This window comes from Methanosarcina hadiensis, assembly GCF_046529725.1.
Classification (GTDB): Archaea; Halobacteriota; Methanosarcinia; order Methanosarcinales; family Methanosarcinaceae; genus Methanosarcina; species Methanosarcina hadiensis.
Window position 1 is genome coordinate 3,887,788 of record NZ_CP136241.1, and the last position, 25,768, is coordinate 3,913,555.

The 25,768-nt window shown below is 43.2% G+C and carries 21 protein-coding genes and 1 pseudogene; 9 read left to right on the forward strand and 13 right to left on the reverse strand.

Translation table 11 applies throughout. From position 1 onward, the window contains the following. The first annotated feature begins 160 nt into the window (after positions 1-160). Positions 161-670, forward strand: coding sequence for an inorganic diphosphatase (locus RSJ42_RS16685; protein WP_410508364.1), 510 nt, complete (start codon positions 161-163; stop codon positions 668-670). A 187-nt stretch (positions 671-857) separates the two neighbouring features. Here the strand turns inward: RSJ42_RS16685 and pylD are convergent, their stop codons facing one another. The 5 genes from pylD to RSJ42_RS16710 all read right to left on the reverse strand — a co-directional run bounded on the left by pylD (position 858) and on the right by RSJ42_RS16710 (position 6,767). Further along, positions 858-1,646, reverse strand: a complete 789-nt coding sequence (pylD, locus tag RSJ42_RS16690) for a 3-methylornithyl-N6-L-lysine dehydrogenase PylD (protein WP_410508365.1) — start codon at positions 1,644-1,646, stop codon at positions 858-860. 41 nt (positions 1,647-1,687) lie between these two features. Then, on the reverse strand, positions 1,688-2,803 hold the full coding sequence (gene pylC / locus RSJ42_RS16695; RefSeq protein WP_410508366.1) for a 3-methylornithine--L-lysine ligase PylC: 1,116 nt from the start codon (positions 2,801-2,803) through the stop codon (positions 1,688-1,690). Next, positions 2,781-3,833 carry a methylornithine synthase PylB gene (pylB, locus tag RSJ42_RS16700; RefSeq protein WP_410508367.1) on the reverse strand — a complete coding sequence of 351 codons (1,053 nt, stop codon included), beginning with the start codon at positions 3,831-3,833 and terminating at the stop codon, positions 2,781-2,783. Before pylB ends, pylC begins: the two co-directional genes overlap by 23 nt. A gap of 276 nt (positions 3,834-4,109) precedes the next feature. Further along, positions 4,110-5,465 (reverse strand): pyrrolysine--tRNA(Pyl) ligase, encoded by a 1,356-nt coding sequence (gene pylS / locus RSJ42_RS16705; RefSeq protein WP_410508368.1) that lies wholly within the window; start codon positions 5,463-5,465, stop codon positions 4,110-4,112. 585 nt (positions 5,466-6,050) lie between these two features. Continuing rightward, a complete protein-coding gene (locus RSJ42_RS16710) occupies positions 6,051-6,767 on the reverse strand; it encodes a hypothetical protein (RefSeq protein WP_410508369.1) in 717 nt (238 codons plus the stop codon). A gap of 152 nt (positions 6,768-6,919) precedes the next feature. Between RSJ42_RS16710 and RSJ42_RS16715 the strand changes: the two genes are divergently transcribed. Then, entirely contained in the window at positions 6,920-7,396 is a 477-nt protein-coding gene (locus tag RSJ42_RS16715) for a DUF134 domain-containing protein (RefSeq protein WP_410508370.1), read from the forward strand. 151 nt (positions 7,397-7,547) lie between these two features. Next, positions 7,548-7,937 carry a DUF5320 domain-containing protein gene (locus tag RSJ42_RS16720; protein WP_410508371.1) on the forward strand — a complete coding sequence of 130 codons (390 nt, stop codon included), beginning with the start codon at positions 7,548-7,550 and terminating at the stop codon, positions 7,935-7,937. Between the two features lie 348 nt (positions 7,938-8,285). Here RSJ42_RS16720 and RSJ42_RS16725 read toward each other — a convergent pair whose 3' ends face one another. From RSJ42_RS16725 to RSJ42_RS16740, 4 genes are all read right to left on the reverse strand, one after another. Continuing rightward, positions 8,286-8,765, reverse strand: coding sequence for a universal stress protein (locus RSJ42_RS16725; RefSeq protein ID WP_410508372.1), 480 nt, complete (start codon positions 8,763-8,765; stop codon positions 8,286-8,288). A 406-nt stretch (positions 8,766-9,171) separates the two neighbouring features. Continuing rightward, positions 9,172-9,660: a universal stress protein gene (locus tag RSJ42_RS16730; RefSeq protein ID WP_410508373.1), complete on the reverse strand. Its 489-nt coding sequence runs from the start codon at positions 9,658-9,660 to the stop codon at positions 9,172-9,174. 615 nt (positions 9,661-10,275) lie between these two features. Beyond that, entirely contained in the window at positions 10,276-10,941 is a 666-nt protein-coding gene (locus RSJ42_RS16735; RefSeq protein ID WP_410508374.1) for a TfuA-related McrA-glycine thioamidation protein, read from the reverse strand. 31 nt (positions 10,942-10,972) lie between these two features. After that, positions 10,973-12,247, reverse strand: a complete 1,275-nt coding sequence (locus RSJ42_RS16740; protein ID WP_410508375.1) for a YcaO-related McrA-glycine thioamidation protein — start codon at positions 12,245-12,247, stop codon at positions 10,973-10,975. A gap of 204 nt (positions 12,248-12,451) precedes the next feature. On the opposite strand from RSJ42_RS16740, the gene RSJ42_RS16745 reads away from it, so the two are divergent. From RSJ42_RS16745 to RSJ42_RS16760, 4 genes are all read left to right on the forward strand, one after another. Then, positions 12,452-12,679: a DUF2892 domain-containing protein gene (locus RSJ42_RS16745; RefSeq protein WP_410508376.1), complete on the forward strand. Its 228-nt coding sequence runs from the start codon at positions 12,452-12,454 to the stop codon at positions 12,677-12,679. 349 nt (positions 12,680-13,028) lie between these two features. Beyond that, positions 13,029-13,274 carry a hypothetical protein gene (locus RSJ42_RS16750; RefSeq protein ID WP_410508377.1) on the forward strand — a complete coding sequence of 82 codons (246 nt, stop codon included), beginning with the start codon at positions 13,029-13,031 and terminating at the stop codon, positions 13,272-13,274. Positions 13,275-13,574: 300 nt separating this feature from the next. Continuing rightward, positions 13,575-16,394: a cation-translocating P-type ATPase gene (locus RSJ42_RS16755; RefSeq protein ID WP_410508378.1), complete on the forward strand. Its 2,820-nt coding sequence runs from the start codon at positions 13,575-13,577 to the stop codon at positions 16,392-16,394. 277 nt (positions 16,395-16,671) lie between these two features. Then, complete coding sequence (locus RSJ42_RS16760) at positions 16,672-19,014, forward strand: heavy metal translocating P-type ATPase (protein ID WP_410508379.1); 2,343 nt, start codon at positions 16,672-16,674, stop codon at positions 19,012-19,014. Positions 19,015-19,304: 290 nt separating this feature from the next. Here RSJ42_RS16760 and RSJ42_RS16765 read toward each other — a convergent pair whose 3' ends face one another. Both RSJ42_RS16765 and RSJ42_RS16770 read right to left on the reverse strand, forming a co-directional pair. Next, positions 19,305-19,544, reverse strand: a complete 240-nt coding sequence (locus RSJ42_RS16765; protein ID WP_011033410.1) for a PLD nuclease N-terminal domain-containing protein — start codon at positions 19,542-19,544, stop codon at positions 19,305-19,307. 281 nt (positions 19,545-19,825) lie between these two features. Continuing rightward, entirely contained in the window at positions 19,826-21,160 is a 1,335-nt protein-coding gene (locus RSJ42_RS16770; protein ID WP_011033411.1) for an MFS transporter, read from the reverse strand. Between the two features lie 278 nt (positions 21,161-21,438). Here RSJ42_RS16770 and RSJ42_RS16775 point away from each other — a divergent pair. Further along, a pseudogene (locus tag RSJ42_RS16775) lies at positions 21,439-22,532 on the forward strand (IS1 family transposase). Positions 22,533-22,579: 47 nt separating this feature from the next. On the opposite strand, the gene RSJ42_RS16780 reads toward RSJ42_RS16775, so the two are convergent. Then, the gene (locus RSJ42_RS16780; protein WP_410508380.1) at positions 22,580-22,927 is read right to left on the reverse strand and encodes a hypothetical protein; all 348 of its coding nucleotides are present in this window, start codon (positions 22,925-22,927) and stop codon (positions 22,580-22,582) included. 130 nt (positions 22,928-23,057) lie between these two features. Between RSJ42_RS16780 and RSJ42_RS16785 the strand changes: the two genes are divergently transcribed. Continuing rightward, positions 23,058-23,924 (forward strand): class I SAM-dependent methyltransferase, encoded by an 867-nt coding sequence (locus RSJ42_RS16785; RefSeq protein ID WP_011033415.1) that lies wholly within the window; start codon positions 23,058-23,060, stop codon positions 23,922-23,924. A gap of 291 nt (positions 23,925-24,215) precedes the next feature. On the opposite strand, the gene RSJ42_RS16790 is transcribed toward RSJ42_RS16785, so the two are convergent. Then, positions 24,216-25,694, reverse strand: a complete 1,479-nt coding sequence (locus RSJ42_RS16790; RefSeq protein ID WP_410510404.1) for a phenylalanine--tRNA ligase subunit alpha — start codon at positions 25,692-25,694, stop codon at positions 24,216-24,218. Positions 25,695-25,768 lie beyond the last annotated feature (74 nt).

Genomic DNA, 25,768 nt, shown 5'->3' on the forward strand with positions numbered 1-25,768 from the left:
TACATTGTATCTATCCGTATGAACAGCTTTATCCGGAAATCATTCAGGATATCGCCAGTGGACTCATACAAAAATTTTTGTTAGTACCTGGACGAATGTTTGGGAACAATAATAAAATTAGACAGTTTTTGGATGAGTTCAATATGCAGGAAGTATTGATATGACTGAACGACAGGTTGAAAGTGTACTTATTGAAATTCCGCAAGGAAGCCGGAATAAGTACGAGTACGATAAGGAAAAGAAAGTTATTAAATTCGACAGAATGCTTTTTTCTTCAATTGTATACCCGTGTGACTATGGTTTTTTCCCGGATACACTGGCACTCGACGGTGACCCTTTAGATGCTATGGTATTGATGTGGGAACCCACTTTCCCGGGATGTGTGATAGACGTACATCCAGTTGCATTGCTTGATATGGAAGATGATAAAGGAAGAGACGAAAAGATCCTCTGTGTCCCGAAGAGGGACCCATTATGGAACTTTATAAAGACAATCGAACAGGTTCCTCCTCACCTATTAAAAGAAATTACACACTTCTTTGAAACTTACAAGAATCTGGAACGCAAAGACGTGGTGGTTCACGGCTGGAGAGGTCTCGAAGAAGCTCTCAGGGTGCTTCAGGAAGCTAAGGATCGTTATATTGAACAAAATAAGTTATCTAATCAGTGAAGACTATTTTTCTATCCTGGTCTGATATTTTTTCGCACTGCTAATTTTCTGGCAAGGGGCGCTTGCCCCCTGCTCTGTGTATATTCTGTGTGTACTATGCGTAACTTTGCGTAACTTTGCGTGTACTCTGTGTATTTTTCTTTGATTTATTCAGGTTCAGAGAGGTTCAGAGTTTAACCGTTCTTATTTAGAGTACGGAATACAGCATGGACGCCGTTCCTATCCCGAGAGGTTCCATTATAAGTTCAACTCCGTACTTCCTTTGCAGTTCCTTTGAGATTGCACAGGGAATTCCAGGAGTGGAAATCACGCAGTTTTCCGAAATCACGGATTCAGGAATTGTATCTGCACAGGGAGTTGCCTCGAAAATTATGGAGAATTTTCCGGGATTATCGGGATTAACAGGATCAAAAGGAATAATTCCGAGGCTAGAAACGGTTTTATCCAGGAGTTCTCTGTCTGCATCGTATCCGTAAACCCTGAACCCTTTATTTACGAAATGCGCTGCTCCCGGAAAGCCTACTTTTCCCAGACCCACAGCAAGCACATCCTTTGAGTCGGTTTTAAGGTACCTTGAAGCTATCTCAGCATAGATTATGCCTGTGCAGGGCTGGTTGTTAGCTATTTTCCCATTTTTCAGGTTGTGGGCGAGGAAAGTATTATCGTCTGCCATCAGGATTATCTGTGCTCCATTCCTTACCGCTTCATAGTACCCGCTAACATCAGGCATATCCGTAACGAAACTGTCAAAACCGAAGTACCCGGCAATTGCATGCAAAGACTCTGAGAAGCTGCCTATGATCCCGTTTCCTGAAGTCACAGGTACGATACCTACTTTTTCACAGCATGGGGTTGTGCCGTAGAAATCTTTACAGACTCCTTTTATATCGAGCCCTGTAACTCTCCGGACAGCAGAATCAGCTGCCTGAAGCTGCTTGTTGATATTTTCCAGGTCTTCTGGGGTTAAAAGTGCCATTTTTTACCTCTGTTTTCTATTTTGAAAAAATGTTTTCTGCTTTAAACAGCAGCTCCAAAACGGTCTCTCAGTATCGAAAGTCCTCTGGTCTTTTTAGCCTCGGCTTCTTCTCTGTCCCTGCCCCAGAAAACCAGGGTGAATACAGGGTCTTCTCCTTTACAAAGGAAAATCTCGATTCCAGGCTCTTCATAGTAACTGCCGTAATCATTTCCCATGGACAGCACCTGCTCCCCAACAGGGATCAGTGCACCATTTTCTGCAAGCATAAGGTGTTCATAAATGCAGTACCTGCCATCAGGAAGAGTTTTAATATCTTCTACCCCTTCTGAAAAGGCGCGGAAGAGAAGCTCTATAAGGTTAACTCCTGAAGAATAATAGACAGCAGTAGGAGTCTGGCTAGGGAAGCGGGCATCGATTTCAATTACTTTCAGCCCGTTAGGACCGGAGATAGCTTCCACATCCATGATTCCTTTTAAAGGCATGTTCGCTGCAAGGGAATAAGATATCTCTCTAAATAAAGGATCAAAAGGAAGAGGGGTTACCATATGGCAGTCATAAGTTTCGTCGATATATACGAGGGTTTCCTTTACCACGGCAAAATGTTTCCCGTCTCCTATTACCTCAAGGGAAACAACTTCCCCTTCCACATATTCTTCAATGAGCATGCCAGGCTCAAGTTTTTCAAGCTCTTCCCTGTCATAGATAATTCTAGCTCCCACACTGCTGCTTTCACAGGGAGGTTTTACAAAATAAGGCGGCTCGGATGGTTTATCCTGAGGGGTCGGGACTCCTATGGAGGCAAAGTATTCTTTTGATTTTTTCTTATCTCTGCTGATCCAGTAAGCCTCAAAATCGAAAAGTATCGGGCAGGAAAACTTTTCTTTTACGGTACTCAAAAACTCGATACATTCAAGGTTTTCATTTACAGGCAGTATGGCATCAACACTTCTTGAGATCTCGAGGAGTTTTTCCGGCTCTTTTATTATATCAAAACACTGGAATTCGTCTGCATAGTTCCTTATTAGCGCCTGCGGGTTTTTATCTATCACAAGCACTTTCATTCCTGCTTTCTTAGATAGGTATGCAGCTTCGAAGCCCTGGAGCTTCCCGCCTATAAGGCATATCGTTTTCAGGCTAGCACCCCAGGACTTTTTCAAACTCGGTCTGCGGTGCAGGCTCCATTCCCATGACCCTCAGCCTTTTGACAACACTTGTGATATCCCTGTCTCGCTCTTCCATACCGCGGTCATAATTGGCAACTCCTTCTAACCGGGAATCGGGAGGAAGAATAGAAGTTACAATATTTGCTCCGGCGTTCAGGCGGTGAACCATGCCGTCAATGCCTTCCAGGTCAAGGGAGGCAGGAATCAGGCATTTCGGGAACATAAGCCTGAGAATTGCTATAATCTTCAGTTCCGAAAGCTTTGAACTATCGCTAAAACCCTCAAGTGGAGTCCCTTCCTGGGGCAGAAAAGTCATAACTCTTACCATATCCGGACCATTTGCTTTCATTCCCCTGAGGGACACAAGAGTTGATTCTATATCATTTCCTACGCCGGTAAGGATCCCGTCTTCTATACAGTATCCCTGCTGTTTTGCAAAGAGGCGAGCGTTAAACCGCCCCTCGAAAGACTGGCCAACCCGAAGCTTTCCGTAAAGGTCACGGTCATAGGTTTCCTGGTAAAGAGCGAAGAAATTCGCTCCTTTTTCCCTGGCTTTGAGAAGGGTATCGTTATCCATCACTCCGGGTGAAATCATTATTGGAAGCCCGAGCTCTTCTTTTACTACCCTGACAAGCTCAACAAAACGGTCAGGATCATCATAGTAATAAGGATCCTCCCCCATTGTCAGGTCAATCATGTGAAAGCCTGCCCCTTTCAGGGCTTTGCACATCCCTTTTACTTCTTCTTCGGTCAACCGGTAGCGGTTAATCTCATTTTTACAGTTATAATAACAGAATGCACACTGGTTTTTACAATAAGTCGAAAAATAAATGAAACAGTTCAAAAACACCCTGTTGCCGAAATAATGGTTTCTGACCTTCTGGGCTACGTAGTAAAGCTTTTCCAGTTCCTCTTCAGATTCGAGAGATAAAAGAGCTCTCAGGTCATCGTCAGATAATTCGAAGCCTTCAATTATTTTCTCTCCGAGCTTATCAAGCTCCTCGGTTGCCATTTTTTGAATCAAAATTTCACCCTCTCATAAATTTACCTTTTTCCATCCTTGCAGCTTTCCTCTCAAATTTTTCATACAAAATCCTCCGGAACATTTTGCCATTTTAATGTTCCAGGATTACTGCCTTCTAATTACTGCCTTCTATTATCTTCAGTTAATATCGCCATTTATTGCCATCTGTAGACGTTTATTGTCATTTATCGCTATCTCTCGACGCTTTTGCTGTTCTGATATCTTTAACCGATATCCTGTTAAGTCCTCACATGCCTTCCTTCGAAAACTTCCAGATTACAGGTTTGTAGAAATTCCGTTATAGTAAGATTCGGACCTTGCCGCCCTCTTGATATTCTTGAAGTTATGCTTAACCTTTAACAGGCGTTCAAGGCCAAAACCTGCACCTATCCACGGCTTATCAATGCCCCATTCCCGGTCAAGCGGTATGGGACCAACAACCGCAGAGGAAAGTTCAAGGTCGCCATGCATCACATCAAGGGTATCCCCATACACCATGCAGGAATCGCCCACAATCTCGAAATCGATTCCAAGGTGGTTAAGGAAATCCGTGATTATGCCTTCAAGGTTTTCTCTTGTGCAGCCAGACCCCATCTGACAGAAGTTCAGCATGGTAAACTCTTCAAGGTGCTCTTTGCCGTCAGACTCCTTTCTGTAGCAGGGGCCAATTTCGAAGATTTTTATCGGGTCGGGCAGAGCCCTGTCAAGCTTGCGCAGGTAATTGTAAAGGTTTGGGGCAAGCATAGGCCTTAAACAGAAGTTCTTATCTACCCTGAATATCTGCTTGGAAAGTTCTGTATCATTATCAATGCCCATCCTTTCGATATATTCAACTGGAATCAGAATAGGGGACTTAATTTCCAGAAAACCTCTGTCAACAAAGAATTTTGTAATATCGCGCTCCAGTTTTCCCAGGTAATTCTCTCGTTCTTCGGCATAGATTTGCTGCAGGTCCTTTTTTCTCCTGGAAAGAAGCCGGGACTCAAGTTCCCTGAAAGGCGTTCCTGAGTTTAAAGAAATCTCGTCTTCCGGGCTTAACAGGCCTTCAAGCCTGTCAATCTGGCTCTTTGTAAGCGCAGGAGCGCTTGCCTGAACAGGGGCTGCAGTGGTCGCAGGGCTTGCCATCCCCTTTGATACTGCAGGTGTTGCCGAAGGAGAGCTTGCTGCTGAGACGGAAACAGATGCTGGTGCGGAAACAGATTCAGGTGCAGAAACCGGTGTAGCGGGGGCAGGTTGAGGTTTAGAAGAAGCAGCCTGTATCGTTGCTGTAGTTTCAAGAGGCTTTGGGGCTCTTGCAACGGATTTAGGCATTGCTTTTTTAGTTTTACTTGGAACAGAAACAACCTTGACTTTCACGCTGGCCTGAGCTTCGCTTGCCTTTGTCAGGAAGTTATTAATATCCTCGTCCGAAACCCTGCAGTGTCTACAGGTCTTTTTATATTTGTGGTGTCTGAGCGCCCTTGCAGTCCTGCTGCTCCTGGAATTGTTTACAACAAGCCTGTCTCCACATGCCATTTCAATATAGATCTTGCTTCGTGAGACTTCGTGGTTCTTGATTTTATGAATTGTTCCGGTCCTGGACATCCAGAGCCCGGTTGCAGATATCAGAGTGCTTAATGGTTTTTTATCCATAGTGTTACCCCTCGGTGAACTAAAACCCGGATAATTTCCAAGAACAGTATTCAGAACCCCGGCTTACAAAACATAAGCGTGGAGTCAGCAATTGCTGACAGCTACCCGGAAAAGAAATGAATATCCCAGTAGATAGAAACAGTTTATAGACTCCGGAAACCCTTCCTGATTCTATAAAAAATCTCAGTGGAATGTTATGCAAGTGCCATTCCGGGATTCAGAAACGTGGCGGAAACCCCGGGAATCTAACCCGGCTGAACGGATTTAGAGTCCATTCGATCTACATGATCAGGTTTCCTCCTTGACAAAACAGAATAAAGATCCCTTAGTTGTTTTTTTTCTTTATAGCAATCTTAATTGATAAGATAAATATCTTTATTTGATATATATGTTTATTGGTGAAAAATCACCAGAATCCATGTTTTAATTTATAGTTTTTGGAAAACAGCTCCACGTGGCAATATATTTATAAAAGCTGAGGAATAAAGTAATTTATACTTAATGTTATAAAACCCGGCTGAGGCAGGCGAATAAAACCCCTGAGCAAAAACAAAACGGATAAAGAAATAAATCAAGTTTTCCTGTTTACGACCGCTCATACATTCCGAGTGTAGTCAGAGTAAGGGCGGTTGCGTTTATGTCGTCCCTTTTATTTCCCCAGGCTCCGCTCTGGCGGGCCTTTTCAAGGAGCCAGTGGATAGAAACTTCAAGTTCTTTTTTGAAGCCTGCAAGGAGCAATGCCTGAATTACCAGGTTACTCGTAGAAATATGTTCCCAGCCTCCGTCCTGCCCTCTTTTTGAAAGGATCCATTCAGCCCTTTCGCGGATAAATTCTTCAAAATCCCTGCTTTCGGTTAGATTCTCCTGTTTTTTGAGAGCTGAGATTATGAGGGATGTGGTGCCGACCTGCTCCCATGCAGGACCATAGTTTTTGTATAACCAGTCACAGCCTTCCCTGTCAGGAACTTCCATATCAGCAAGAGCTCCAATACTGTATGCAGTATCATAGACATCTTCGTTCCACGAGCTCCCTTTTTTCCTGGCAAGAAGCCATTTCTCCGGTGCCCTGAATATAATTCCTTCAGCCGAAAGGGCTGAACATGCTCTTGCCGTGTCCCTTATTGAAAAATTCCATGAGTCGCATTCCATTTTAAGAATCAAATGGGTAACATAGGGGTTCTTGAGCCCCCATGCAGCGTGAGCAGACACTGTACTGGCAAGTTCCTTTACTGAATCTATTTTCTGGGTAGAAAGCCAGCAGAAGCCATTTTTAACAATACCGGGTTCCAGGTTGCTTGACATTTACGGTGCTTTTCAGGCTTAATGTATTAATAACTGACCTCAGGATTTTTTTATTCTGTTTTTTCCCTTCTTCCTGGAGGAAAGAATTCAGGTAATTATATGTAGGTCTTTTTGCATAATAATGCATAATGGTGCGCCCAAGGAAAAGAAAAATGGTGAATTTTGAACACCAGCTAAGGCATTTCAGACCAGAAGATCTGGAAGAAGGTGCCTTTGCAGGAACAGTCCTGACAGTTGACGAACTCGAAGCCATGAGACTCAGTTTCCTGGAAAATTTATCCCAGACCGAGGCTGCAGCCCGTATGGATGTTCACCAATCTACTTTTCAGAGGACGCTTAAAAGAGCACTTGAAAAAGTGACTGAAGCCTTTGTCTATGGAAAATCAGTGAAAATTGAAGGAGGAAATTACAGAATGCCAGGAGGAGATGGAAGCGGCCCGGATGGTAAAGGGCTAGGCGTTGAAATAAACCGCGAAGATAAATGCCAGTGCAGGGGCAAAGGAGGAACTGGCGGTCCGGGAGGGATATGCATGTGTCCTGAATGTGGGTACGAAACATCACATAGGGCAGGAGTGCCCTGTATTGAGATGAAGTGCGAAAAATGCGGGGCTACAATGGTTAGAAAATAACCGTTAAAGCAACAGGAAGAGTGAGTGAAATCTCTGAACAAATATAATTCCGGATAATTCAGGTAATGGTAATGAAACGATAATTTCGAACCAGACCATATTCAAATTAATTTTAACTAAAAAGAAACTAAAAAGAAAGGAGTTTTTAAAGGTGCCATGTGGAAACAGGACAGACCCGCTGTTCAAGGGATTAAATACAGGCAGGTGCCTTGAACGCTGTACAGGTAACGACACTCAAGGGTACACAAAAAGCTCATCTGCTAAAGCGGGAAGAAACTCAGGAAGTAAAACCTGTTGCAGACAAAGGGTGAGTGACAGGGCAGGGCATAATTTCAGAAGCAAAAGAACTTCCGAACTGGAGAGTTCCGAAGAATCTGATAGGAACATACATAATGGATACTATCCCGTGACGTATCAGGAACAGGCTGAGTCTGAAGCGGAGTTATTTGAAAGAAAGGTAAACTTCCTGAAACAGGAGCTTGAAACAATTTATAGAAAGCTTAAAACTCGCAGGCTACCGGAGAGCAGAGGACGGGAATAATTTCTACTGTGAAGTATTGCAGGATTTTTCCTGTCTCTTTTGTCCCTCAAAAAAAGAGTTTTATAACGAAATCAAGAATCTTTTACGGCCCAATTCTTTCCGGAAGACTCGACAGATCTCTGGGAATCGCTGTAATATAAGAACAATAAGAATACAGGTTCCAAAAAAACTGTAATACAGGATAAAGTAATGTAAGTACAAAATAATTAGGAGATTAATTCCTGTTCCTTAAAAAATCACATTAATTAGGGAGGATGCTTGCGATCTTTTTCTCATATCCTTCCGTGCCTCTGTAAATCGTATTTTCCGTAATCTCCCAAGAAAACTTTGCTTCAAATCTAATATACTTTAAACAATCCAGGGCCCTTTACTGTGTACAACCAGTACAGGAACTTTTGCATTCCTCACAACTTTTTCGGATACGCTCCCAATTGTGAAACGTTCGATTGCACTTTTTCCATGTGAGCCTACGACAATCATATCAATTTCCTGCTTCTCTGCAAAGTTCAGAATTTCCTCAGCCGGATTCCCTTTAAGAATTACAGACTCTGCTTCCATCCCTGCATCTTTTGCAATTTTTTCTACATAGGAAGTTGCTTTAAGGCCGTTTTTCGAAAGCTTCTCATAGGTTTCATTTTCCCAGGATTCATCCATTATAATTGATTTATAAGGAGTTATGTCAATAACATATACGGCATAGACCTTTGCTCCTTTCAATCCTACAGTTTTTATTCCGCAATTCACTGCTCTTTCAGCGGCTACCGAACCATCTGTAGCAATCAGAATTCTTCTGACTGGTGTACATTTAATCTCACCACCCTCTTCCATACTTACCCCACATCCTATATTTATTCTTGAGCCAATATCAGGCCCTATTTTGTCGCTAACAAATTTTAATTTCTTTATAGTAACTCTCGTAACCGAAAGTTTAACTGCTCAAAAATAGAACTCAAGCAAAATTTGGATTTTGAAACTAGCGTCAATATTCCGGTTTTCGTACTTTTCACTTCTTACCATGTACGAGATATACCGGAACCTTCGCATTTCTGATAACCTTTTCAAGTATGCTGCCGAGACATCATAGCGGTAAGGATCCTTCCGTAAAGATCTCTCCCCACACCCTTTCTCCTCCCCATTTACCCCTGATTAAATTGGTCTTTAATTTCACGATCTGATCCTGAATTAATTACCTCAAGGCAGGATCAGATCGTTTTATTGTTTGTTTAAAATAAGATTATGCCTGTATCAATTTTTTATCACTTCTGTGCCTTTCCCGGACAACCAGGACTGGGACCTTTGCGTGCTTTATTATTTTTTCAGACACGCTTCCAAGCACAGCACGTTCATACCTGCCTTTTCCAAATGATCCCACTATAATCATATCGATATTATTGTCCTCTGCAAAACTTATGATTTTTTCAGCCGGATTTCCTTTAAGGACTCTGGATTCAACCTCAGCTCCGGCAGCTTTTCCGACTCTCTCTATATAAGAGGTCGCTTCATGCCCCGTTTTCTCGAATTCTTCAAGAGTCTCTTTTGACCAGATTTTATCAAGCGAAACTGAGCGATAAGGTGACGTATCAATGACATATACGGCATATATTTTTGCCCCACTGCACCCGACCATCTCTATCCCGAAATCTGCAGCTTCGTTTGCGGTCTCTGAACCGTCTGTGGCGATCAATATCTGTCTTCGCAATTTACATTCAATGTTTTCGTCCATGTTTACCCCTTGTTCTAAATTTATTGTTTCTGAATCTGTATCATGTATTCCGGAATTTTATCCTTTTTACAGGCTTGTGGGTTTCCGGTAGTTTCAGACCATAGATCATGAGAACCATTTAAACTTGCTCTCTATGCTCTAACTACCTCATTTTATTCCCTATCTGATTATTGATGTGTTCATATTAATAATTTTATCAATTTATTTACAAAGGAACATAAAAGTGTATTCGAAAGGAATAAGAGTACCTTTTAACACATTAAATGTAGAAAAGGATAAATTTTAGAAAAATGGATTGCCAATCCGGCGCGGATACTTATTTTGATGTCAATTATTGCCCTTTTTTCTTTAGAAAGCGGCTGCATCCATAGTTTCAAAGAAGAAGGATATCACACGTCAGGGATATGGATTCCCGGCGGATCATGCGGGAACGTCTTTTGTAGGTGTCAATAGCATGACATACTTAGAGAGATATCGGAGAGACCGAGAAAAAAAACCTCTCCTCTTTTAAAGGTTTTCGGCATGGATGGCTGGCTGGCCGAAAAACGGGAGAAAATAAATATTGGAAAACTGAAAGAAGCCTAATTGAAGAAAAAAATGCTAATTTAAGGAAACTTAAACCTCAGTCTTTTGAACCAGCTTTTTTACGGTCTCCAGTACAAGGACTGCATCCTGCCTTTTTACGTCGATTCCGCTGTTTATGCAAAAATCAAGCAGTTTCTTCCTTTTTTCTTCAGGGATCAGCCCTTTTTTAGCTCCCTCTTTTGTAAGTCCCAGATAGCTCCGGTCAGGGTAGTAAGTATTGATTGCAAGCTCCAGAAGACCTTCATGCTCTCTTCCGTTTATAATCCCGGCAGCCATAGCGGCTTTAAGTGTTTCCCGAATGTTTACCAGAGGCACTGAAATGGGTTCAAAAGTATCAGGATTGGTGCTTACGGCTACCTCGTCATCAGACTCAATAACTCCGTCCCTGTACCACTCATAAACTTTTCCTATACCGGTCATGCCGTGTATGTCCAGTTCGGAAGCCCTGAGAGCTCCCATGCTTGCGCCGCCAACAACCTTTACTCCTGTGTTAAGTGCAGAAATTATTTCCCTGTGCCCGACAGCAGCACGGTCAAAGAAAATTCCATCTATTATTCCAATGACCTTATACCCCTGCTGAACAAATTTTTCGAGCTGGAACCTGCGCACAGGCGGCTGGTAGTTTGCCGTGAGGATTTTTTTTGCATCCTCATGGCTTATGCTGTTCCCGGTAAAGATAACTGCCTTTTCTTTCATCTTCTTTTCACGGCTTCATTTTTTCGTGATTTTATCTTCTTTTCCACGGCTTGTCGTTTTTATCTCGGGAGAACTCTCTCTTCTTTCCTACATTGATTCTCTTTCCTTTACGGTCGCGGTCTATTGTGAAAAGTTCAAAACCCGGAATGATTACTCTAACCACAGGTACTGCAACTTCTTCTCTTGAGAGATCAATAACAAGCACCCGCTCGGCAAGGCCTTTCAGTTTTTCAAGAATTACATCAATATTTTCTGCGGGGCTCTTTTTAGAGAGATCCTGAACTTCAGAAAGGGAAATCTTTTCTCCCTCTTCAAACCAGAACCAGTTCAGGCGCTTCATGCGGTCATAGCCTACACTTCGGATTATGCCTTCCCTGTCAGTGTCTTCCCTTGCGCCCTGAATCTGGACAACCCTCGACTGTGCAGCTTCGGTTATTGCTCTTGCAACTGCAATCTCGGGTTTCAGGTGGGAACCTGCCCCCATGACCAGGAGAGCAGGATCTTTCAATTTTACATCATCAGTTGCCGCAATTATGGTAGGTATTCCTGTGTCGGTCGGGACAAGCCAGACTTTAAGTTCTATCCCGGCGTCTTTGAATTTCCGGGCAAGCTCATACAGGTATCCATCTTCTTCGGCAAGTATGATCTCCTTCCCAAGGTCCCTGGTAAACTGGGCTGTGCTTATTGCGTCCCTTTCTATAACCTCAAGCAGCCCGTGGAGGATAGCTTCTTCAAGCACGTTCCCTGAAGCAAGCCCGTTGGTGTTGCTCAGGAACAATCTCTGGCATTGGCCCGGGCCGTCATAAGGGTGGTACACCGCATTTGCACTCACAAAAATTTCTTCTTTTTTCAGCAAATCGTATGCCCCTACCCATTCGATAAGAGAACTGGGGTTATAGGGCTGGGACAGGAGCAGGGAGCCTGGGTCAAGCACAGTGTGTTCTTCCTTAGCATTCAGATAAGATTCAACAAGAGCGGGAGCTGAAATGCCACCTGCAATGTTTGCGTTCAGTCCTGGTCTTTCTGCCAGACAGCGTTCAAAGCTTTCCATTATTGCAGAAATCCGGGCTCTCTGTTCGGTTGAACCTTTGCCTGAGTAAATGCTAATCGCACCCGGAGCAGCACTGGGACGGATTGCAGAGAATATGGGAATTCCTAACCTATCCAGGTTTGTAATGTCTGCAATTCGGGTAACTCCTATCTTTTTTATCTGATCTTTTGTGTTATCAAGGGTTGTAGCTTCATCGTACACGCGCTGCGTGCCTTCGATATATGAAAGGGATCTGTCGATTCTTATCTCGGGCATAGTTAGAAACCTACTCATTTCTTGTTATATATTTTGCGATTTTTAGGAATTTTCGGATTTTCCACAGAAATTTCTTAGATGCTGTCAGGAACTAATCTTCACAAACAGAATAACAAACGGAAATACATAGAACCTAAACGGAATAATGCTATATATTACGGGGGTCTATAAGTATGTAAGAGGGTTTATAAGGGGTTTTGTCCGATGAATCTTAAAAAATTGTTTCTGGAAGAGAACGTAGGAGGCTTTGATCTTCTTTTCAGGACGATATATGGAATACTTGCAGTCCTTGCGCTGGCAACAGGCACTGTAAGAAGATCACCCTGGAAATGGATTGTTGCCCTGATAGCTTTTACGGGCCTTTATAGCTCAATTCTGAGGCACTGCACTCCCTATGCTATTCTTGGAGTCAGCACAGCAAAGAAAAAATAAAGGCATCTGTAAAGAACCTGTCCCGATTACCCAGCCGGGCTGGTGCAGGTTCATCTATACCATCATATTAAAATATTTTAAAAACGACTATTAAAAATCAATGAAAAGAACTTTTAAATTTCGACTGGCTTACTTTATCTAATATTTGAATCTTTCTTTATATCTTATCCTTTATTTTTTTCTTTGGTAGCCGGACGAAAATATCTAATAATTATTTTTTTTGTATGTCCTGGATATATGTATTGGGAGACTCTATCCTTTTACTGCCGCAAAATGACTAATATTTGTCACGTTACTTTATATATTAGGTTAGTGATACTCTATACAATGTGAAATTAAGTTTAAAGTGATGGGAAAAATGAGCGAGATAAAAATCTGTGAAGTTAGGTGTCCAAACTGTAGAAAATGGTTTAGCTCTAAAATTGCTCAATTTGAAGATGCAGAAACGTTTAAGCGTGCAATAACGTACAAAAACTCAGAACCGTGCCCTTACTGCAAGACAATTATTTACCACGATAAAGAAATCATGAGATTCTTAGAAAAGGATAATAGTGGTAAAGTCATCAAAGAGACCAGGTGCATATATAACTTCTAAAATGCGCAGGGATTCTTAAAATGAGGGATTCTGCAATAAAGAATTATCATTAGTTTAGACTGAATTATCTGGTAAATCTTTACCGATCATCTTCGACTTTTAAAGCTGATTTAATTGGTTTTAGAACCAGTTCTTCAGCAAAGATTTCTTTTTTCCAATTTTCAATTATCAAAACCATTTTCAGATGTTTGAGGACTAAATTTTTCGTATCCTGCCAGTACAATGAAATTTATAAAAATCACAACTTTATGTAAAGACCGGATATAAGGAGTATAGGACAAAAATAAATAGAGGGGTGCCATGGCCATCCAGCCGGACGAGATTATTCCTTATCGACAGACTGCTACGGAAGTATTAACCGAATTCAACACGGATTCACGGAATGGTTTGAGTGAAGGGGAGGCACGGGGAAGACTCGATAAGTACGGTAGAAATGAACTTATGGTAGAGAAACCTGTGCCTGCATGGAGAAAATTCCTGGCGCAATTTCAAGATATTCTCGTTATCCTGTTGCTTATAGCAACATTAATTTCGGCAGGACTGTGGCTGTACGAGCGCGATTCTGCATTGCCTTATGAGGCAATTGCTATTTTTGCTGTCGTACTGCTCAATGCGATCATGGGCTATGTTCAGCAGGCACGAGCAGAAGAAGCAATGGCTGCGCTACGCCAGATGACAGCAGCACAGGCAAACGTTGTTAGGGACGGTAAACGGCAGAGTGTTCCAGCAACCGAGGTTGTTCCCGGTGACATAATCATTATCGAAGAAGGGAATACTGTCCCGGCGGACGCCCGGGTGATTCAATCAATTGCTCTTCAAACAGCCGAGGCAGCGCTGACAGGTGAAAGCCTGCCTGTTTTAAAAGATGAACTGCCTATTGAGGAAGAGGTCGGACCGGGCGATCGTGACAATATGGTTTTTAGCGGTACTGTGGCTGTTTACGGGCACGGGCGTGCGGTAGTTACGGCAACGGGAATGCAGACTGAGATGGGACGCATTGCAGGGATGCTCAAAGAAACGCCCATAGAGACTACGCCGCTGCAAAAGGAACTTCATCGCGTTGGCAAACTTCTCGGAGTAGCCGTTATTGCTATTGCAGTCGTGATAATCACAACAATACTTTTAGTCGAAGACGTGAGAGGTTTCTCAGCCCTTTTTGACATCCTCATTTTAGGCGTGGCTCTTGCGGTTGCGGCGGTGCCTGAAAGCCTGCCTGCAGTGGTGACAGTTGTTCTTTCTCTTGGAGTGAAACGCATGGCACAGAAAAACGCCATCGTACGTCATCTAGCGGCTGTTGAAACTCTTGGCTCGGCTAATGTTGTTGCCTCCGATAAAACTGGTACGCTCACAAAGAATGAGATGACTGTACTTGCAGTCATTACAGCTAGTGGGCGCGTTAATTTAGAAGGTACGGGTTATTCTCCCGAAGGTGAGGTTCACAGGGAAGGAGGAGGGAATATTGATGGTGCGCTCCAGTTCGAATTCGTGCGTGCACTTGCAGCCGCTGACCGCGCCAGCAATGCTGTACTGCATGAACGCAATGAGCGCTGGGCGGTGCACGGGGATCCGACCGAAGGGGCATTAATTGTCGCAGCACGCAAAGCCGGACTGGAAGCTGAGGTGCTCAATGCGCGGCTGGTACGCATAGGGGAGGTGCCCTTCTCTTCAGAGCGCAAGCTGATGAGTACGGTCCATAGCGATACCGAGGTAGAGGAACGGCTTCTCGCTTTCACCAAAGGAGCACCAGATGTACTGCTCTCCCGCTGCACTCAGGAGCTTGTAGGAGATGAAATCAAACTTCTTACTGAGGAACGTCGCGCAGAAATTTTGAAGAGTAATGAAGAACTCGCTGGTGAAGCTTTACGAACACTTGCCGTTTCTTTCCGCACGCTTCCAAAGGATGCGCTGAGGCGGGAAGAGTTTGATGAGCACATCGAGAAAGATCTTGTCTTCCTGGGACTGATCGGCATGATTGACCCGCCGCGCAGGGAAGCAAAAGACGCAGTTGCGCGTGCAATGTCTGCGGGTGTCCGTCCAATTATGATCACAGGTGACCATCCTAAAACCGCCACAGTTATTGCTGAAGAACTCGGGATTCCAACCCACGGTCAGGCCGTTACAGGTTCAGAGCTTGAGAAAATGCCTGAGGAAAAACTCGACCGGACGGTTCAGGAAGTTTCTGTCTATGCGCGCGTCAATCCCGAACACAAGCTCAGGATTGTAAAATCTCTACAACGCGGAGGGGCTATTGTAGCAATGACGGGCGACGGCGTCAACGATGCTCCAGCCCTGAAAACTGCAGATATCGGTGTGGCAATGGGTATTACCGGAACAGATGTTTCCAAAGAAGCTTCTGATGTCGTGCTGGCTGATGATAATTTTGCAACCATTGTCGCGGCTGTTGAAGAGGGGCGTGCAATCTTCTCTAATATCCGTAAGTTCCTGCGCTATCTACTTTCATCAAACCTCGGTGAAGTAATGATAATGTTCTTTGGCTTGCTGCTGGCAGATGTGATCGGTCTGACTGCGGAAAGCGAGAACGGGTTAGTGCTGCCTCTGCTGGCTACTCAGATCCTGTGGATTAACCTTATCTCGGACGGTCCCCCAGCGCTTGCACTGGGTATTGACCCGGCGGACCCAGGAATAATGAAAGAACCGCCGCGCCCAAGGGAAGAAGGGGTAATCACTCGCAGCATGTGGGCTGGCAATTTCTTTACCGGCGCAATTATGGCAGCCGGAACTCTGCTAGTACTCGATGCAAGTTTACCTGGAGGTTTAATCGAAGGTTCAGGAAACCTTCGTTACGCGCAGACAATGGCCTTTAATACGGTAGTTTTCTTCTCGATGTTCGTTGTTTTCAACGCACGTTCTGACAAACAGAGCGCATTCGTCGGATTATTTTCAAACAAATGGCTGTGGGGAGCGGTGCTATTGTCCATTTTTCTGCAGGTAATGGTTATTTACGTCCCGTTCCTTCAACAGGCTTTTTCAACCATAAGCTTGAGCCTTCGAGATTGGCTTCTCTGTGCAGCAGTGGCAAGTTCAGTTCTGTGGCTGCGTGAATTAAGCAAAATTTTCGTACGTGCGAATGAGAAGAGAACAAGAGGAAATCTCAAGTGATTTAATTCATTGCTTTTTCTTTAAAGAAGTGTCCTACCTTAATAGCAATAGCTGCAAAAATGGAAAATAATGGTACACTGATAAATAGTAGACACTCAAATAGTGAACACTCAAAAAATATAAACTGAAATATCTCTTCATTTCTTCCGCGTTCTACAATAATGCTTAGCGTTTTTTCTGTTGTTTTCCGGCTCAGGATATTTGATTCCCTTATTTTAAAATAATATTAAGGAACTATAATATCTTAAATAAAATTAAAATCAGGGGCATTGGGGATATGCAGGCTAAAGAAAAAGGAACGGGCACGGATAGTTCTGAAACTCAAACAAATACGCCTCCTCTGCAAGATAAAAAACATACCTCCGGCGGGGAAATGTCAGGAAATTCACATGAGTTGCATGTAGAGGATGGGCAAAAGCCTGCTGAGATGCCACCTGAAGGCCATCCAGAAGATCAAACTATACGTACCGAAGAGAAATCACTTGACCACGGGCAGCACGGGGAAATGAAACACAGGGGGCATGAATCGCTTGAGGGAATGAAACACGATCAACACCCTGAGACGAAACGTGGGCAGCATAAGGAGATAAAACACGAACAGCACGAAACAATGGGACATAAAGGGCATGTGCCATCCGGAGGAAAAGAGCATGGGAATCATCACACCCATATGCTTGAAGACTTCAGGAGAAGATTTATCGTTTCCTTTATACTGACCTTTCCGGTTTTGCTTCTTTCTCCTACGATTCAGGACTTTTTTAACTTTGAAATTCGGTTTCCTGGTGCGGATCTTGTAGTTTTCCTGATTTCTTCGATAGTTTACTTCTACGGCGGCTATCCGTTTCTTAAAGGTATAAAACAGGAGCTTTCTGAAAAGTCTCCTGGAATGATGACTCTTATAGCTATCGCAATCAGTGTGGCTTATTTTTACAGTTCTGCTGTGGTTTTCGGGCTTCATGGGGAAGTTTTTTTCTGGGAACTGGTAACCCTTATCGATGTCATGCTTCTGGGGCACTGGCTTGAAATGCGTTCTGTAATGGGAGCTTCAAGAGCGCTTGAAGAACTAGTAAAGATTATGCCTTCGGTCGCCCACCTGAGGGAAAACGGTGAAACTGTGGATGTGGCTGTTGACCAGCTGAAAATCGGTGATAAAGTCCTGGTTAAACCCGGGGAAAAGGTGCCTGTTGATGGGACTGTCGTTGAAGGGACGAGCAGTGTAAATGAGTCCATGCTTACAGGGGAGTCAAAGCCGGTCACGAAAAAACCGGGAAATGAGGTCATAGGGGGTTCGATTAATGGGGAAGCAGCTTTTGTTGTGGAGGTTAAAAAGACAGGAAAAGACACTTATCTCAATCAGGTAGTCGAACTTGTCAGGACAGCCCAGGAAAGCAAGTCAAAAACCCAGGACCTCGCAAACAGGGCAGCACTGTACCTCACTATCATAGCCCTGACTGTAGGGACTCTAACCTTTGTCCTCTGGACTCTTTTCGGGCAGGCTCTGGTCTTTGCACTTGAGAGGGCGGTTACCGTAATGGTTATCACCTGTCCGCACGCTCTCGGGCTTGCAATCCCTCTCGTGGTTGCGGTTTCGACATCAATGGCAGCAAAATCCGGGCTCCTTATCCGGGACAGGCAGGCTTTTGAAAAAGCCCGAAGCCTTGAAGCTGTTATTTTTGATAAAACCGGTACTCTTACTGAAGGCAGGTTTGGAGTAACGGATATAGTATCTCTCTCCGGCGGGGGTAACAAAACGAACGACAGGAATGATGAAAATCATATTCTTGGCCTTGCAGCTTCCCTTGAAGCCATCTCGGAACACCCTATTGCAAGAGGGATTATTGACAGTGCAAAAGAAAAAGGGATAGAACCCTCGCAGGTTGAAAAATTCAGCTCCATTCCCGGAAAAGGGATAGAAGGGATAATCGAAGGGAAGAAATACCTTGTAGTGAGCCCCGGTTATCTTGAAGAAATTGGAATCGTCCTGGAAGACGAGAAGATTGAAAAGATTAAGGAGCAGGGAAAGACCGTTGTGTTCTTGCTTGAAGGAAAGAGAGTACTTGGAGCCCTTGCCCTTGCCGATATCGTCAGGAAAGAATCAAGAGAAGCAGTCCTGAAGCTCAAAGGGATGGGAATAAAGTGCCTGATGCTTACGGGGGATAACAGATTCGTTGCTGCCTGGGTTTCCAGAGAGCTGGAGCTTGACGATTATTTTGCAGAGGTTCTCCCTCACGAAAAAGCAGCAAAAGTCCAGGAAGTCCAGAAACAGTACGTTACAGGAATGGTCGGAGATGGGGTTAATGATGCTCCTGCCCTTGCCCAGGCTGATGTGGGGATAGCTATAGGTGCGGGAACGGATGTCGCAATTGAAACTGCAGATATCGTGCTGGTTAAAAACGACCCCAGGGACGTGCTGTATGTCATTGAGCTTTCGAGGAGGACATATTCCAAGATGTACCAGAACCTTCTCTGGGCAACCGGGTACAATGTTTTTGCAATTCCGCTTGCAGCAGGAGTGCTTTATGGATATGGCATTCTATTGAGCCCTGCTATAGGTGCAGTTCTCATGAGTCTGAGTACCGTAATTGTAGCAATAAATGCAAGAACTTTAAAGATGGGGTGATTTGGTGTTAGGAATATTTTTCAAGCTGAGAAAACTTCTGGCGCTGGCAGCCACTGTGCTCGCAGCAGCGAGATTTATCTCAAGGCATACACGGGGAAAAAAACGAAAATAAAGTGGTAAGCTTAAGCCTGACTCATTTGATTGAGGAAATCGGTATGATTTTCAATGGTTAAAGGGGTTAAAGCTTCATAGATGGAGGAGCTAAAAGAATCCATTCCTCCTAATAGTCTTTAAGCCATTAAACGATCTTTTTAGGAATCCTCTGATCCTTTTTATAAGAGCAGGGCTCTTCATATAGTCTGAATTCCTTTAGTATATCCAAGTTCTTTGACTCTTTTAGGCCGCCTGATAAGGTAGTAAAGAAGAGCTCCTACAATATATGTAAAAACAATAACTATGACCCAGATAAGGCGCGTGTTTCCTTCATCTGTTTCTTTTCGTAGGCAATCGGCAAGGGTCCACACCCAGAAAATAAAAGAAAAAACAAGAACAAATCCAAATATCAAAAATATGTAGGATACTCCGATCATTTTATCATTTCCTGCTTCTAGTTTTTATTATTCTGGGGTTTTCAGTTGCGGTTTTTTAATCTTAATGCTTTTTATGTGGAGCTTTTTTTGCTGTGGCTTTACTTACTTTAAACTCTTTCTGGAGTCTTCATCTAAATCGAGTATTGTTCGAACTAGAAATAGCTTGAACTGAACATGTCAATATACAGCTCAATTTACTTAAACAGTTTTGTTTCTGCTTTCTTTCATTTAACTTATTTCTTGAAAACTTAAGCAGAATAGGGTTTAAATTCAATTCACTGTTACAGTTCTTTCTCAAAATGCCTGAGCCTGAAATTAAGCAAAAATACGGTGTAAATAGCCATGCCTGCAAGCAAAAAGGCTTTTCCTGCCAGCAGTTCATATAAGAGACCTCCAAGGATCAGCCCTGTAATGCTGGCAAGTCCGGAGAAACTGCTGCCAAACCCCTGTACAGTGCCCTGGTATTTTGCTCCTGCAACTTTTGATAAAAGGGAGAGAAAAGAGGGCCACATAAGTCCGTCTCCAAGCGCGAAAAATCCTGTCGCAAAGTAGAGCAGAGGGAGTTTTCCAGGAATCATTAGTAAGAAATTTGTGCCAAGCATCAGGCTTCCAAAGATTATGAGGGTAGCATCCGAATACTTTCTCGAAGCCCTGGGAAGCAAAGTTCCCTGTACAATTATTATGAGCCCGCTCAAAGCCGTAAAATAGAAGCCCATTTCTGTAATGCTCCAGTTAAGAGATGCGACTGCATGCAGAGGAAAAGCAGTGTAGAATACGTTATAACCCAGATCTATTAGAAAATAAAGGCCAAGCATATAAGGTATATTCGAAAGTTTCAGAACCTCCCTGAAGTCAGGTTTCTCTGTCTCTCCTGTAGTTTTGCATTCCCTTATCTCATAGCCAAAAATTTTCCTTATTTTCCTTATATTTTCAGCTTCTTCAGGTTCTGCAAGATAGCATTCTTTGCTTTCAGGGAGATAGAGGATAATGAGTAGCGTTCCAGCAATTGAGATTATTATTGCTCCAAGGATAGGGGCTATATCTCCGTACTCTGTCATGCTAAGAATTCCGGCAAGGAGAGGGCCGACTATAAATCCTAGATTTGAAGAAATCGCCATTTTTCCGAAGTTCCGATTTCTATCCCTCTCTGGAGTAATATCTGCGAGATAAGCGTTGGCTACGGATATGTCGCCTCCGGTAAGTCCGTCAAGGGCTCTGGCAGCAAAAAGCATTGCAAGAGGTACAGTAAATACGAAATCCCCGAGTATTTCAGAGTCAACTTTAAAAAGGGTTACAATCGGAAGAAAAAGAGCTCCGAGAAAGACAATCCATGATATGACGGTTCCTACCTGGCATAAGAGAAGAACCTTCTTGCGCCCGTAAATGTCAGACCATCTGCCCAGAGCAGGAGCACCTATGAACTGGAATATGGGATACATAGCACTTACCAGCCCGTAAACAAAGGCATTACCCCCAAACCTGTCTACCAGAAACACAAGGAATGGGAGCACAATGCTAAACCCCAGCGTTCCTATGAAGTTAACAGCAAGAAGAGGTAAAAGGGGAATATTTTTTTCTGTTTGAGGGTAAAGACTGCCTTCATTCCTGTCTATCAAATCTTCAGCTTTATCCACTGATATCTTTTCCTGCCTGTCTTCAGGAATCCTCTCTTTTCCCCCTGCTTCCACAAGCAGTATTATTCATCCCCTCAAATAATAGTTGTTCTCTCCCCAAACAATAGATATTTTCTTCTTAAATAGCGGAACAGTTGTTTTCTTCTTAAACAGCAGTTATCTTTTCCTCAAGCAGCAGTTATTTTTCATTAACAATAATTCCGGTGCTCCATTTATATTTAGTTGATATTATATACGTGGAGAAATATAATATCAATATAATGGGGAAAAGAGGAGCAAAACCAAAGTTTACCGATGTTTTCTGTCCTAATAAGGATTGTAAACTCTATGGTATTACTGGAAAAGAAAATATCATAGGCAATGGCACCTATGAAATCAAGAATAAACGAGTTAGAAAATATATCTGCCGCGAATGCGGCAGAGTATTCAATGACAGAACAGGTACTTTTTTTGATAATGTCCGTAAAGATGAATCTGATATCAAACTAGCCATTAAAATGGCTATCAAAGGAATGTCAATACAAGCAATCTCTGATGTACTGGAAGTTCAACCTGCTACAGTTAGTAACTGGTTGTTTCGCGCAGCGAAACAATGTGATATTGTAAATGAAGACTTAATGAAAGATCTCAACATTCGCAAAGTTGAGATGGACGAACTATGGGTAATAGTTGAAAAAAAGTTACACCAAGAACAGAAATTGAAGATGATGGAGCATGGTTGTGGGTAAGCTTTGCACCTGAATTCAGGTTAATAATTGATTTTGTACTGGGACCAAGAAAACATTATGTGGCGACCGAATTAGTAAACATTACAGATAATCACCTTTCAAATTTAAAACCTCTTTTTGTTACAGACGGATTAAAGTTTTATGCTGAAGCTCTTTTGGAAAAATATGGTAAATTGGTAGAGTCTCCTAAAACAGGAAAGAAAGGAAGACCTAGAAAACCAGCAATTATACCAGATGAAAATCTCAGATATGCTCAGGTTATCAAAAACAAACAAGGAAGTAAGCTTCAGAATATTGAAAAAAGAGTTATCTTTGGTCAAAATATAGATTATAGTGATATATCAACCAGTTTACTAGAAAGGCAAAATCTAACGTTTAGACAGGATAATAACAGGATCTCGAGGAAAACAATAGGATTTTCAAAGAAAATTAAGTGTCTATACAATCAAATCAGGCTTTATTCCACATATTTTAACTTTTGTAGAGATCACAGGGGATTAGCTAAAGAAAAACAAAATGGAGTTTCAGAAAGAAAAACACCAGCAAAAGAAGCTGGAATTACTAAACATAAATGGACACTAACAGATTTGTTAAATTACAAGAAGAGCAAAATATCAACTAATTAACGGGGCAGCACCATAATTCCTGATTTAGTTATTTATTTAGTTATTCATTATTTGATACTCAGTATCTCAGCCCAGCTCCGTCTTCTGCACCTGGGGCATTTCAGGTATTTTCTATTTATACCGTTTGGGCTAAGAAAGTTTTTAAGGACTGAAACCTCGAAGATCTCGCCGCATTTGGGGCAGAGGTAAGCGAAGTTTTTGGTATGCCAGATCACGAGCCGTAGAATCCCCATGATAACTATCAGCAACCAGAGATACCAGCAATCAGGGAGCAAAACTATAGAGGAGAGAACCGTCACTGCAATGAATAAAAAAAGCATAAGAGCTGTCCTGAACCAGTCTCCTTTAGCAGTTTTTCCGTATTTCTTTGCGTTCACAATTGGCTTTCCACCCATATTCCAGTTTTCCGTTTTAAATTTTTATGCCAAAAATAATGTTTCAGAGTTACTTAACATTTATTTTTCTATGAGATCCGCATGATAACAAAATTAAATGTATATGCTGACTTAAAATAAGAGAGGCATCATGGCAAAAGCTGCAGCTAAAACAGGGATGAGCCCAACAGCAATGGTTGCTCTCGAGCAATATTTTCCTGAGAAGCAACGCATCATCGAAGATGACGTGGCTTATCGAATACTGCCTTTCGGCATGAGATCTATCGTATGGCTGATGCGGTTTAACTCGTTAAGAAATCGGATGATCCGGGTTACCAGGAATAACACTCCCGGTCTCTGGGGTGGTATGCTGTGCAGAAAAAGGTACATAGACGAGAAGTTAGTCGAGTCGGCCAATCAGGTTAATGCGGTTGTGAACCTGGGTGCGGGCTTTGATACCCGGGCATACAGGTTGCCAGCTCTATCTAACATGCCAGTCTGGGAGGTCGATCAGCCTGAAAACATTAAGTCCAAGCGGAACCGGTTGTGTAAATTGTTCGGAGCAGTCCCGTCCCATGTCAGTCTTGTGTCGATAGATTTGGATAGGGAAGAATTGGGCTCTGTTCTTGCGTCTTATGGCTACTCCGAGGATATGCGGACATTTTTCATCTGGGAGGCTGTTACACAGTATCTGACTGAAACCGGAATCAGAGCGACTTTTGATTTTCTGGCTAAAGCCGGGCATGGCAGCCTTCTGGCTTTCACATATATTCGCAAAGACTTTCTTGATGGCCGGATTATGTACGGCTGGGAGAATATTTACAAAAAGTACGTAAGGGATAAGATCTGGCTTTTCGGAATGGATCCGGAAGAGTGGCCGGATTTTCTTGAAAGGTACGGCTGGAAGGTAGTCGAGCACGTCGGTTACGAGGAACTTGCTGAGAGGTATATCAGGCCTACCGGCCGGGAACTTGCTTCTACGCCGGTTGAACGGATCGTTTTTGCGGAAAAAATATAATTAACTGTGCATGTTCGCCTAACTTTTCTTACGCCAGAGCATGACTGAATCGGCTGAGCCAGCTATTTTCGAGCAAATTAATGAGAAATATTTTCGAGCAAATTAATAAGAAATCTTCGACCTCACCAGCAAAATTGAATATCAAAATCTCAATCTTCTGGCAATGAAAACCAAAATAAACAAATCAAAATAAACAAATTAAAATACAAAAATCAAAATACAAGAAAGAAACTGCCTGCTCGCTGGAACAGACAGTTTTTACAGCCGAATTACTTTTGATTTTTTTTATTTTTAAATCTTGCAAACTTCGCTCTTCCTGAGCCAGTCAATATCAGACTGATAAAGAAGCCTCAGGTCTTTAAGCCCGAGTTTTAGCATAGCGAGCCGGCTTACTCCAAGCCCCCAGGCAAGGACGGGCGCTTTGATGCCCAGAGGTTCTGTGACCTCTTTCCTGAAAACGCCTGCGCCTCCTAGTTCAACCCAACCGAGCCCGTCTACATAAACTTCAGGTTCCACGCTTGGTTCCGTATATGGGAAATATCCAGGGCGGAAGCGGACTTCTTCGAATCCCATCCTGTGGTAGAACTCTGCAAGGAGGCCGAGAAGGTCTGCAAAAGACATATCCTTATCCATGACCACACCTTCAAGCTGCTCGAACTCAGGCGTGTGTGTCGGGTCAATTGTTTCCCTGCGGTAAGCCCTGTCAATGCAGAAAGCTTTTACTGGCGGCTCCGGGTTGTCTGCAAGATATTTTATGGTCACGGAGGTGGTGTGAGTCCTGAGAACGTTGCGCCCGGCAAGTTCTCTGTCCCATATTCCTCCCCAGCCGCAGGAATCAATATCTCCTCCGCTCTCATGCATTGCTGCCACTTTATCCGAGAATTCTCCTGGAATCTGGCAGGTGCTGCCCAGGTGGAATGTGTCCTGCATGTCCCTGGCAGGGTGGTCCTGGGGCTGGAATAGGGCATCGAAGTTCCAGAAAGAACTCTGAATTATACCGCCTTTGATCTCGGTAAAGCCCATTTCCAGGAAAATCTGGCGCATCTGTTCAATAAGGCGCCTGTAAGGGTGAATTTTGGTCCCGTAAAGGGGCTTCGGAGTGATGTCAAGCCTGTAGGGTCTGAACTTTTTCCCTTTCCAGGCTCCACTCTTCAGCAGTTCGGGGGTGAGCTGGGCAATTTCTTCTTCAAGATCAAGCCCCTGAGCAGCAAGAGCGCTTCCTGCATCTGTTATTGAAACTGTCCTGAATTTCTCTTCATGCTTCACGACAAGTTTACGTTTGAGCAGATCCTTTACAGTCCCTTCGTCGGCTCCAAGTTCTTCAAGGGTTTTTGCTTTTCCTGAGAAAGCTGCAAGGGCTTTTTCATCTTTACCTGCAGGAGTTTCTCCGGAAGGTACCATAACTCCGTTTTCTATTTTTGCCCATCCCTTTTTTACGAGCCAGCCGGTAGCAATTCCTACGGTTTGCGGAGAGAAACGGCTCCTCAGCTCTTCAAGAGAGGTAGGGATTTTAAGAGCATCAATAATCTGGCGCTCCGGAAGTCCGGTTTTTGTATATTCCTGTCCTTCCTTTGTAAGCGAATAGCGTTCGAGCACCTTTTCGGAAACGGAAGCAAGCTCTTTTTCCTGAAGCATGAAAGCAGCTTGCATTGCTGCATCTACCTGCAGCCCTGACTTCTCTTCAAGCTTATCCGGGGCTGCCGACCTGAGCTCATCAAGGGCGAGCAAAACCTTTTTTTCATTGATTGTGAGGTTATCCTGAATACTCATAACTGTCATATCCTGCAAATCCTGAAAGTTTAAGACCTTGGCATTGAAATTTGACTTAGAGTTTGATGAACTTA